Here is an 11,607-nt window from a genome sequence, read left to right on the forward strand (position 1 = left end):
AAGATATCCCTTCTCCCTACCATTGTACACTACAATATCATTATTTTGAAACAGATTTAACGTACTCTTCTACAAATGACAGTGCATCATCTACTTGTGCCGGGTTTTTACCACCAGCTTGTGCCATATCAGGACGACCGCCACCGCCACCGCCGCAACGAGAAGCTACTTCTTTCACAAGTTTACCAGCATGGTATCCTTGTTCAATTAAATCTTTCGTTACACCAGCAAGAATGTTGACTTTATCATCATTTACAGCTGTAAGTACGATAACTGCAGATTGTAATTTATTCTTTAAATCATCCATCATCGTACGTAAATTGTTCATATCTGTAACGTTTACTTTTGTCGCAAGTACATTTACACCATCAATTGTACGTACTGCATCTGTTAAGTTACCAGCTTCAATGTTGCTTAATTTCGCTGCAAGAGATTCATTTTCTTTTTGCAGTTGTTTTACTTCAGCAAATAAGCCATCTACTCTTGTTAAAATGTCTTTTGAGTTTGTTTTCATTTTATTTGCTGCTTCTTTTAATAAACCTACTTGTTCGTTCATTAGTTCGTATGCAGCTTTTCCTGTTACTGCTTCAATACGGCGCGTTCCTGCTCCGATACCAGATTCAGCAACAATTTTGAAAATACCGATAGATGCTGTATTATCTACATGACAACCACCGCAAAGCTCTAAGCTATAATCGCCTACTTGTACAACGCGTACTACATCTCCGTATTTTTCACCGAATAGTGCCATTGCACCCATCGCTTTTGCCTCTTCAATTGCTTTTTGAGAAATGTCTACTGTGATACTTTCCCAAATTTTCTCGTTTACAATACGCTCAATTTTTTCAAGTTCATCTGCTTGTACTTGACCGAAATGAGAGAAGTCAAAACGTAAGCGCTCTGATGTTACAAGAGAACCAGCTTGGTTTACGTGTCCGCCTAGAACATCTTTTAATGCTTGATGCAGAAGATGAGTTGCTGTATGGTTTTTCACGATTGCTGCGCGGTTTTTCGTATCGATTAACGTTTTTACTGCTGCATCTTTCGTTAATGTTCCTTCTTCTACCACTACTTTGTGTAAATTTTGACCATTTGGTGCTTTTTGTACATCTTTTACAAGTACTTTTACACCATCAGCAAGAAGGTAACCACGGTCTGCAATTTGTCCACCGCTCTCAGCGTAGAATGGTGTTACATCTAACATTAATTGTCCTTCTTCACCTGCTTGTAAGCTATCTGTGAACTCACCATTCTTCACAAGTGCAGCAACGTTACTTTCTGTTCCAACAGTATTGTAGCCAACAAATTCGCTCGCCACTTTAATTTCACCAAGAACACCGCCTTGTACTTGCATAGAATCAACATCTTGACGAGCTGCACGTGCACGCTCACGTTGTTTTTCCATCTCAGCTTCAAAACCTTCATGATCAACTGTCATGCCAGCTTCTTCTGCATATTCTTCTGTTAACTCAATTGGGAATCCGTATGTGTCATATAGACGGAATGCATCTTCGCCAGAAATAACCGTTGATTTTGCTTCTCTTGCTTTACCGATTACTTCAGCTAAAATTGTTTCGCCGTCATGAAGTGTTTCATGGAAACGCTCTTCTTCATTTTTCACAACTTTTGCAATAAAATCTTTCTTTTCAAGAACTTCTGGATAGAAATCTTTCATTACTTCCCCAACTACTGGTACTAATTCGTACATAAATGGACGATTAATGTTTAATTTCTTCGCATAACGTACAGCGCGGCGTAATAAACGACGTAATACATAACCGCGGCCTTCGTTTGAAGGAAGAGCTCCATCTCCAACAGCAAACGTTACTGTACGAATGTGGTCAGCGATTACTTTACATGCTGTGTCTTGTTCTAGATTACCAGCGCGATATTTCACACCTGAAATTGCTTCTGTAGCGCTGATAATTGGCATAAATAAGTCTGTGTCAAAGTTCGTTGGCACGTTTTGTACAACTGACACCATACGCTCAAGACCCATACCTGTATCAATATTTTTCTTTGGAAGCGGCGTATACGTACCGTCAGGGTTATGGTTAAATTGTGAGAACACAAGGTTCCATACTTCTAAATAACGCTCGTTTTCTCCGCCTGGATATAATTCTGGGTCACTAAAATCATTGCCATAAGCTTCTCCGCGGTCGTAGAAAATTTCTGTGTTCGGTCCACTTGGGCCTTCACCGATATCCCAGAAGTTTTCTTCTAAACGAATAATGCGCTCTTTTGGCACACCCATTTTTTCATGCCAAATCGTAAATGCTTCTTCGTCTTCTGGATGGATCGTAACAGATAGTAATTCTTTATCGAAACCAATCCACTTGTCACTTGTTAAAAACTCCCAAGCCCATGTGATTGCTTCTTCTTTGAAGTAATCACCAATTGAGAAGTTCCCTAACATTTCAAAGAATGTATGGTGACGAGCTGTTTTCCCTACGTTTTCAATATCGTTTGTACGAATTGATTTTTGCGCATTTGTAATGCGTGGGTTTTGCGGAATTACGCGGCCATCAAAATACTTTTTCAGCGTTGCAACACCACTGTTAATCCATAAAAGAGATGGATCTTCGTGCGGAACTAATGATGCACTCGGTTCTACTGCATGTCCTTTTTCCTGGAAAAAATCTAAAAACATTTGACGAATTTGTGCGCCTGTTAAGTGTTTCATATGTATTTCCTCCTCCATTAAACTCAATTAGAAAACAAAAAACTCCCGTCCCCTATAACAGGGACGAGAGTTGACTCGCGTTACCACCCTGATTATGAAATAAAAAGCGGAAGTGTCTCACTTTTAGACACGACGGCTAGATTGCACATTGTAATCATATGCATATATTTCATCACCTCAAGTTGCCGTAACGTGGCACGACGGCAGTGATTAGCTGCTCTCAGGAATAGCGTTCTGTTACCCTTCATCTGAAGCTTCTTACAGCCTAAGGAAGCCTCTCTCTGCAAAATGGACTGTAACATACTCGTTCCGTCATCAATTTATCATATACTATATGCCCAAATTGTAGCGAATCCATTTCCATTTGTCAATGTTTCCAAAACGGCTTAGCGTGTACAATAATTGTACGAAGAATTGCTAAAAGCGGCACGGATAATAAAAGCCCGACAAGACCGCCCACTTCTCCGCCAATAAGCAACGCAAGCATAATAACAACTGGGTGCATCCGCAGCGATCTTCCTACAATATACGGAGATAGTATATTACTCTCAACAAATTGTAAAATCGCAAGCGCGATGCCAGCTTTAATAACTAAATTCGTCGATACTGTTGCAGCAATCATTAATGTTGGAATCGCTCCTAAAATAGGGCCGAAATATGGGATAATATCAGTGACCCCAACAATAATTCCTAAAAGCAGTGGATATTTCATCCCGATAAACCAAAAAGCTAGCGCCGAAACCCCGCCTAAAATTAAACAAACAAATAATTGGCCGCGAATATAATTTCCAAGAGACTTATCAATTTCTTTCGCTAACTGTTGTCCATCCTTTCGCCACTTTTCTGGTACGATTTTCCAAAAAATATGATAAAACTCTCCGTAGTCTTTTAATATATAAAATACGATAAACGGAATTAAGAAAATGATAAGAAGAGAATCAAGTATTCCTCTTGCTGTACTCATTACTTTATTTAAAAGCGCTTGTATCTTCCCTTCAATCCCTGCAAATATTTGCTTCACTTTCTCATTCACGAACTCAGGAAAATTTTCGGTTTGCTCTCTTACTCCATCTGTCCACGTTTCATACATATTTACAAATTGCGGGAATTGTTCGTTCATTTCTTGAAGCTGCGTGATAATGGCCGGCGTTCCTTTATACACACCATATCCAAGACCGCCAAAAAAAAGGATGTAAATGAGTAAAATAGCAAGTGTGCGCGGCACACCTTTTTCATGTAATTTTTCAATAAGCGGATGCAGCAAATAGGCAATAAAGCAAGCAATGAAGAATGGTGTAACTGCGACCTTGAGCACAAATAAAATCGGTGCCCACAACGGCTTAATTTTCAAAAAAACAAGTAAACATAAAAAAATCAGCAATAATAAACCTAACCGATAAATCCAAATAATTTTAAGATTCTTCAACAGAAAAACCTCCTCTATTTCTTAGTTTGAAAAGAAATAGAGAAGGTTATGTGTAAAAAATTAAAAAACGTTACCATGCCGTAATATTTTTGTAGGTATTCTAACTGTTTTGTAGAAAGGTACATATACTTAACATAACAATTACAATTTCACGCGCTATTACGCATGAATAAGCAGTAATATCCCAATTCGTTCCACAAAGTTAGGGGGAATATAATGGTTTGGTTGATGCTTGGTCTTTCCGCACTTTGTATGCTATTAGAATGGGTATGTATTGGTATTGGCATTTGGAAGGGATTTTTCATTCCCTCTTCCAATCAAGAACGTGCCAGGCATCTTTGGCACTATGGTATTTTAGGACTAGGTTGCTACGGACTTTCTCATCTCTTCTCCCAAATCGGACTGTTTTATCTCTATACAAGTACATAATGAAAGCTCCCTAAAATTAGGGAGCTTTCTCGCATGTATAATGTGAATTATAAATAGGACCGAAGCATTTTACGTGCTCTTTTCATATTTCGTTTTGAAAATACATCTTGCTTACGAGCATATTGATATGCCGCTGCTCCTATACCTAATGCAATTAATGATGAGCGCAATTTCAAAGTTAACACTCTCCTTATTAGCCGATTGTCCGTTCATTATCATCAAACAAATCATCTAGAGAACTTAATGAACCGTCTTCTTCGACTTGATGTGTATGAATTTTCCCCTTTGAAATCGATAATTCAATAAAGCAGTTCCAGCAATAATATTGATTCACACCAATTTTCCCAATATCTTTTCCTTTACAGTTTGGACAACTGAACATATGACGTTCATCTCCTTACAATCTCCCGTATTCTATTACGCCATTATGTCCAAACTGTATACGTTTATACATGAGAAGAACTGCATTACATTATATAATTTCACCTCGCTACATAAAATCATACGGTGAAATGTTTTCCACATCGAGACCTTCCTCAGTGATCACTTCAATCGCTTCGGTCTTTCCTTGCAGGCGATTACATAATGTCGTTTGACGGAGCGCATCATCAAGGCGATTTACACCAGATTGAAACGCTGATTCTTCCCCGCAAATAATTAAAAACTTTTTACTACGTGTAATCCCTGTATAAATTAAATTGCGGCGTAGCATACGATAGTAACTTTTCACAACCGGCATAATTACAATTGGAAATTCACTTCCTTGTGATTTATGGATTGAACAACAATATGCATGTGTAATTTGATTTAAATCCGCCTTCGTGTAGGTCACTTCGATACCGTCAAAAGAAACAACAACCATATCTTGTTGTTCCACGTTTTCTTTTGCATAAAACACCGACACAATCTCACCAATATCACCGTTAAACACTTGACTTTCCGGCTGATTGACAAGTTGAAGTACTTTATCTCCAGTCCTGTATATAACTTCGCCATATGCGATTTCTTTTCTTTTTTCTTTTTTCGGATTGAATACTTCTTGCAGTGCTTCATTTAACGTATTAATACCGGCTGGTCCTTTGTACATCGGAGCTAGCACTTGTACGTCGCGCGCACTAAATCCTTTTATTTTTGCATTTTCACATACTTGCTTCACAACATCAACAATTTGCGTACCTGTGCAAGCAATAAACGAACGATCTTTCTTGTTTTGCGTCACATCAGAAGGTAACATACCTTTTTTAATCGCATGAGCAAGCTGAATGACAGATGAACCTTCTGCTTGTCTATAAATTTCCGTAAGCTTTACTGTCGGAATAACACTGGATTCCAAAAAATCTTTCAACACTTGTCCAGGACCGACAGATGGCAATTGGTCTTCATCGCCAACGATGATGACTTGAATACTAGATGGCAATGACTTGAACAATTGATTCGCCAGCCAAATATCAACCATAGAAAATTCATCAATAATAAGTAATTTTCCTTTAACAGGATCGTGCTCATTACGTTGAAACGATCCTTCTGGTGTCCATCCAAGGAGACGATGAATTGTACAAGCAGGTAATCCTGTTGATTCACTCATACGCTTTGCCGCTCTTCCTGTCGGTGCTGTTAATAGAATTGGGAACGGATTGTCATCACTATAATCCTTTGGGTCTAATGATAGACCGTTAAGAGAAGCATACATTTCAACAATCCCTTTAATAACAGTCGTCTTTCCTGTACCAGGTCCACCCGTTAAAATCATCATCGGCTCATGAAGAGCTGTTTGAATACCTTCTTGCTGAAGCGGTGCGTATTGCACGCCGAACTGCTCTTCAATTTTCCCAAGCGTTAACAACAGTTCCGATTCAGGAAAGGAAGGAAGTTCTTCTTGGCCAAGTAAACGATTGATAGAGGTTACAACACCTTTTTCAGAATAATACAAGGAGGCTAAATATATACGATCATCTTCTATAATAATTTTGCCTTCTCCTTGCATCATTTCTGCGCATTGCAAAACATCTTCCTCTGTAACAGACGTTTCTTGGTTATTCAACAACTCCATCGTTTGCTGCACTAACTGCTCTCTTTTCATATACACATGGCCTTCTTGCAGCGAAACGTGCTCTAATGTATAGAAGCATCCTGCTCGTACACGATCAATGTGATTGCCAGAAATACCGAGTGCTCGTCCAATATCATCAGCTCGTCCAAACCCAATACCATCTACCTCTTCAATTAGTTGATACGGATTATTTCGAATGACTTCAAGTGTCATTTCTTTATACTGTTGATAAATTTTAATAGAAAGTTTCGTTCCAAACCCATAACCGTTTAGAAAGCTCATCACTTTTTCAAGACCTTGATGTTCAATAATCGTTTCGTATATTTCTTGTGCCTTTTGCTTATTGACAATCCCGTCTAGCGCTGCGGGATCATCCATAATTTTCGAAACCGCATGTTCACCAAGATGATCAACAATCTTTTCCGCTGTTCGTTTCCCGATTCCTTTAAATAAATCGCTCGCTAAATATTGCACCATTCCTGTTTTTGTTTGCGGTAATTCTTTTTTAAATGTTTCAATATGATATTGTTTCCCGTACTTTGGATGATCTTTAAAATGACCCGTTAATGTAAACACTTCATCTTCATGCATTCGGGGAAAATAACCCGTTATCATGACCTTTTTTTCGTCATATGTTTCATTCGTTTCAATAATTTTCATACTGACAACGGAATAGAGGTTTTCTTCGTTGTGGAAAATGGTATGAAGAACTTGTGCTTTTATAAACTTTTGCTCTTCCTCAAACAAATCCATTGCATGTTGATTTCCCATTTTACCCCTCCTTCCATTTTAGGCGTCTTGCTCTAATAAACGAATACCATTACCAGCTAAAAAGTGATCTGGCTGAATCGCTACAGCTTTCTTAAACATCGCAAGTGCCTTCTCACGATTTTCTTCAAACGCATATGCAACACCTAAGTTGTAATATGCATCCGCATGTTCTTCATCAAGTTCTACAACTTTTTTAAAATAAGGTTTCGCGTAATTTACATGTTCTAGACGCGCTAAGCATAATCCGCATTGAAAAATGGCTTCAACATCATTTTCATCTAATTCAGTAGCACGTTGTAAAAACGGCAGTGCTAAACGGTCGTTTCCAAGCTGCACATATGTAATGCCAAGCATAAACGACACATCTCCAGTTTGCAGTCCCGCTTGCACCGTCTTCTCAAACGCTTCTTTCGCCTCTGCAAACAGTTCTTGCTGATAATATATATTTCCTAATCCATAGTATGCTGTAGCAGATTTCTCATCTAATTCAATCGCGCGTTTATAAAAAGCAATCGCACGCTCACTATCTCCTAATACATCTAGTAAATTCGCAAAGTTAACAAACCCGAGTGCATCTTTTGGATTTTCTTCAATCGCCTCTGTAAAGTTCTTTGCAGCTTCTTCCCAGTTTCCTTCTTTCATATATTGAATGCCTGTTTCTAGCTTATTTGACATATATCCTTCACCTCTACAACAAATTATAACAAAGAATCTATTTTCCGAGCGAACGAAAATTCGCTGTAATCTAAAAAGAAACCCCTGACCAATACAAGGCAGAGGTTCTTCTTCTTATCCTAAATAATCAAGTTTCTTACCATTACAGTATACGTCATCAATTGTCGCACCGCCTAAGCACTCATCTCCATCATAGAAAACAACTGCTTGTCCTGGCGTAATTGCACGAATTGGTTCATCACAAAGAATGCGAATCGTATTCTCATCAACGATTTGAACCTTTACACTGTTATCCCCTTGACGATAGCGGAATTTCGCTGTGCATGCAAATTCTTTTTCTTTCGGCTTATCGCTTACCCAGCTAACATTTGTCGCAAATACTTCGTCACCATATAACAGTTCATTATGGAAGCCTTGTTCTACATATAAAATGTTTTCTTTCAAGTCCTTCCCAACAGCAAACCATGGATCACCATTGCCGCCAATGCCAAGGCCATGACGTTGTCCAATTGTATAATACATAAGCCCGTCATGTTTCCCTTTCACTTCACCAGATAATGTTTGCATCTTACCTGGCTGTGCCGGCAAGTAGTTGCTTAAAAAGTCTTTAAAGTTACGTTCACCGATAAAGCAAATGCCTGTGCTATCCTTTTTCGCAGCTGTTGCTAAACCAGCTTCTTTCGCCATTTCACGAATTTGCGGCTTCTTTAATTCCCCAAGCGGGAACATTGTTTTTGATAATTGGTCTTGACCAAGTTGATTTAAGAAATACGTTTGGTCTTTATTATCATCAACGCCGCGCAGCATTTTATATTCTCCATCCATATACGCTACGCGTGCATAGTGTCCTGTCGCCACATAATCCGCTCCAAGCGTTATCGCATGTTCTAAAAATGCTTTAAATTTAATTTCTTTATTACACATTACATCTGGGTTCGGTGTGCGACCAGCGCGGTACTCATCTAAGAAGTACGTAAATACTTTATCCCAATATTGCTTTTCAAAATTGACTGCATAATACGGGATTCCAATTTGGTTACATACTTCAATGACATCGTTATAGTCTTCTGTTGCTGTACATACGCCGTTTTCGTCTGTATCATCCCAGTTTTTCATAAAAATTCCGATTACATCATAGCCTTGTTTCTTTAATAACATTGCCGCTACAGATGAATCGACGCCACCAGACATTCCGATGACAACGCGCGTTTCGTGAGGTAGTTTGTTCATCCCCTCACCTCCTATATTAATTTTGTGTTAATCGCTTCACGATCTTCACTGCTTCGTACGCTGCTTTTTCGACCTGTTCTTTCGTATTTCCCAAACCGAAACTAAAGCGTACGGATGAACGTATTTTATCGGATTCTTTTCCGAACATCGCTACAAGCACATGTGACGGATCAATCGAGCCCGCTGTACAAGCAGATCCGCTTGAAACTGCAACTCCCGCTAAATCTAAATTCATCAAAAATGACTCAATATGCATTCCTGTAAAACTTACATTTAACACATGTGGTAAACTATGCTCGAAGTTTCCGTTTACCTCGAAAGTAATGTCTTCGTCTTTAAAGACAGATATCATTATATCTTTAAATCCCTTGTACTGGGCAACTTTTTGCTCACGATTTTGTTCTGCTAACAAAATCGCTTGCCAAAGCCCAACAATGCCCGGCACATTTTCTGTACCAGCGCGGCGTTTTCGCTCTTGCTCTCCGCCTGTTAATAGCGGCTCAAACTTCACATGCTGCCCTGCATATAAAAAGCCCACGCCCTTTGGACCATTAATTTTATGTCCAGAAATTGACAAGAGATCAATACCAAGCTCTTTCACATCAATTGCCGTTAACCCGTATGCTTGTACTGCATCTGTGTGAAAATAAGCACTATGTTCTTTTAATAGAGCACCGATTTCTGCCATCGGCTGCACTGTGCCTACTTCATTATTCCCAAACATAATAGAGACAAGAATCGTTTGCTCTGTTAATGCATTTTGTAAATCTGAAATGCGAATTCGCCCTGTTTCATCAACAGGTAAATACGTCACTTCAAAACCTTCTCGTTCTAATACATTACACGTATGCAAAATCGCATGATGCTCAATTGCTGTCGTAATAATATGATTTCCTTTCTTACGATTCGCACGAGCTACGCCAAGAAGGGCTAAATTATCAGCCTCTGTACCGCCGCTTGTAAATATAATTTCATTTGGATTTGCATGAATGCTGCGCGCGCACGCACGTCTTGCTTCATCCACTGCATGACGGCCTTGGCGCCCAAAGAAATGGATGCTTGACGGGTTACCAAATACTTCTGTCATATATGGAATCATCTTTTCGACTACTTCTGGGTGAGTCGGAGATGTCGCAGCATGATCTAAGTAAATGCGTTCCATAATATCTCCTTCTTTCCAAATCGTTACACACGGAATTAAATATAAAACATATAACCGCCGTTGTTTTCTTCTTCATAGCGTACTAAATCTTCTAACGTTGTACTATCAAGAACTTCTTGCACCGCATCACGAACACGGATCCAAAGCTGACGCTGCGCTGGTTCTTCCTCTTCCAACATTTCTACTACGTTAATTGGCCCTTCTAATACACGGATTACATCACCTGCTGTAATGTTAATCGGTTGATCTGACAATACATAACCACCGTATGCACCGCGTGTACTTTTTACAAGACGAGCATTACGAAGCGGAGAAATTAATTGTTCTAAATAGTGCTCAGATAAGTCATGCGCCTGTGCAATTGATTTTAATGAAATTGGGCCTTCCCCAAACTTTTTCGCAAGATCAATCATAATTGTTAAACCGTAACGGCCTTTTGTCGAGATTTTCATATATGTAGCACCTCTTTTCAAGTCTTTTGCTTCTACTTCGTTCGTTATTCTTTTATTTTATAGGAAAAACACTCTCTGAAATCAAAATCCTTTGAAATTATAGCATAATATAGTATGATAAGGAATTTCAACTTTTCTAATGAATACTCCCCCACTTAGCAAAGCTTGAAGTGGAGGTTTCTAACGTTTCGACCTAACAGACGATTAACGTTAGTGGAGTTAACACACTAGCGAGCTGTTTCACGCCTAACCCCTCTATCCCGTTTGTCCATGCATTCGGGACTACTTTTCGTAAAATATTAGCCGCAGCGTTTACATCTGCGTTGATTTCGATTCCTTTTGCAGAACGATACATACCACGCTTCATTCGTTTGCCTGAAAAAGTTGCATTTTGGTCATTTGTTCCATACGTTGGAATAAAGTCATGATCTAGAAAACTCGCTTTTGATGTGTAAGATTCCTCAGTTACAACAACTTGAATACTTACTGCAGTTGCTTTGTATGTAATCATTTGAATCAATAAACGATGCGAGATATGGCAAAATGTTTGGTTATTTTTCTTTCCCATATTCGTTTCTTGTTTCCAACTTTTATTCTGACCAATAACGATTTTACAAACTTCCTCTTCTTGAGCTAGTTTTACAATATGATGACTCGCTTTATGGAAGATGTCTTTTATTTTCAGGTAACGCTTTTGATGAAGTTTTTCTATTCTTTTAGAAGTAAAAG

General features: G+C 38.9%; 11 protein-coding genes. 1 reads left to right on the forward strand and 10 read right to left on the reverse strand.

All coding sequences use genetic code 11. From position 1 onward, the window contains the following. Nucleotides 1-40: 40 nt before the first annotated feature. Together alaS and BR72_RS15010 are read right to left on the reverse strand one after the other, a co-directional pair. Nucleotides 41-2,683 (reverse strand): alanine--tRNA ligase, encoded by a 2,643-nt coding sequence (gene alaS / locus BR72_RS15005; RefSeq protein WP_035434177.1) that lies wholly within the window; start codon nucleotides 2,681-2,683, stop codon nucleotides 41-43. A 367-nt stretch (nucleotides 2,684-3,050) separates the two neighbouring features. Beyond that, on the reverse strand, nucleotides 3,051-4,127 hold the full coding sequence (locus BR72_RS15010) for an AI-2E family transporter (protein WP_197059948.1): 1,077 nt from the start codon (nucleotides 4,125-4,127) through the stop codon (nucleotides 3,051-3,053). 198 nt (nucleotides 4,128-4,325) lie between these two features. Here BR72_RS15010 and BR72_RS15015 point away from each other — a divergent pair, with 198 nt between their 5' ends. Next, the gene (locus BR72_RS15015) at nucleotides 4,326-4,538 is read left to right on the forward strand and encodes a hypothetical protein (RefSeq protein WP_035434180.1); all 213 of its coding nucleotides are present in this window, start codon (nucleotides 4,326-4,328) and stop codon (nucleotides 4,536-4,538) included. Between the two features lie 47 nt (nucleotides 4,539-4,585). Here BR72_RS15015 and BR72_RS15020 read toward each other — a convergent pair whose 3' ends face one another. From BR72_RS15020 to BR72_RS15055, 8 genes are all read right to left on the reverse strand, one after another. Then, entirely contained in the window at nucleotides 4,586-4,714 is a 129-nt protein-coding gene (locus tag BR72_RS15020; RefSeq protein WP_035434182.1) for a YrzQ family protein, read from the reverse strand. A 17-nt stretch (nucleotides 4,715-4,731) separates the two neighbouring features. Beyond that, nucleotides 4,732-4,920, reverse strand: coding sequence for a hypothetical protein (locus tag BR72_RS15025; protein ID WP_035434183.1), 189 nt, complete (start codon nucleotides 4,918-4,920; stop codon nucleotides 4,732-4,734). A 108-nt stretch (nucleotides 4,921-5,028) separates the two neighbouring features. After that, nucleotides 5,029-7,359 (reverse strand): SF1B family DNA helicase RecD2, encoded by a 2,331-nt coding sequence (recD2, locus tag BR72_RS15030; protein ID WP_035434185.1) that lies wholly within the window; start codon nucleotides 7,357-7,359, stop codon nucleotides 5,029-5,031. Between the two features lie 18 nt (nucleotides 7,360-7,377). Next, nucleotides 7,378-8,034, reverse strand: coding sequence for a tetratricopeptide repeat protein (locus BR72_RS15035; RefSeq protein WP_035434189.1), 657 nt, complete (start codon nucleotides 8,032-8,034; stop codon nucleotides 7,378-7,380). Nucleotides 8,035-8,148: 114 nt separating this feature from the next. After that, the gene (mnmA, locus tag BR72_RS15040; RefSeq protein ID WP_035434191.1) at nucleotides 8,149-9,264 is read right to left on the reverse strand and encodes a tRNA 2-thiouridine(34) synthase MnmA; all 1,116 of its coding nucleotides are present in this window, start codon (nucleotides 9,262-9,264) and stop codon (nucleotides 8,149-8,151) included. 16 nt (nucleotides 9,265-9,280) lie between these two features. Beyond that, the gene (locus BR72_RS15045; protein WP_035434194.1) at nucleotides 9,281-10,426 is read right to left on the reverse strand and encodes a cysteine desulfurase family protein; all 1,146 of its coding nucleotides are present in this window, start codon (nucleotides 10,424-10,426) and stop codon (nucleotides 9,281-9,283) included. Between the two features lie 35 nt (nucleotides 10,427-10,461). Further along, nucleotides 10,462-10,878: a cysteine metabolism transcriptional regulator CymR gene (cymR, locus tag BR72_RS15050; protein ID WP_035434196.1), complete on the reverse strand. Its 417-nt coding sequence runs from the start codon at nucleotides 10,876-10,878 to the stop codon at nucleotides 10,462-10,464. Between the two features lie 193 nt (nucleotides 10,879-11,071). After that, nucleotides 11,072-11,607: IS200/IS605 family accessory protein TnpB-related protein (locus BR72_RS15055; RefSeq protein WP_035434198.1), on the reverse strand; the 536-nt coding region annotated here is incomplete at its 5' end.

Origin of the sequence: Bacillus sp. UNC322MFChir4.1 (assembly GCF_000746135.1) — a bacterium.
Classification (GTDB): domain Bacteria; phylum Bacillota; class Bacilli; order Bacillales; family Bacillaceae_G; genus Bacillus_A.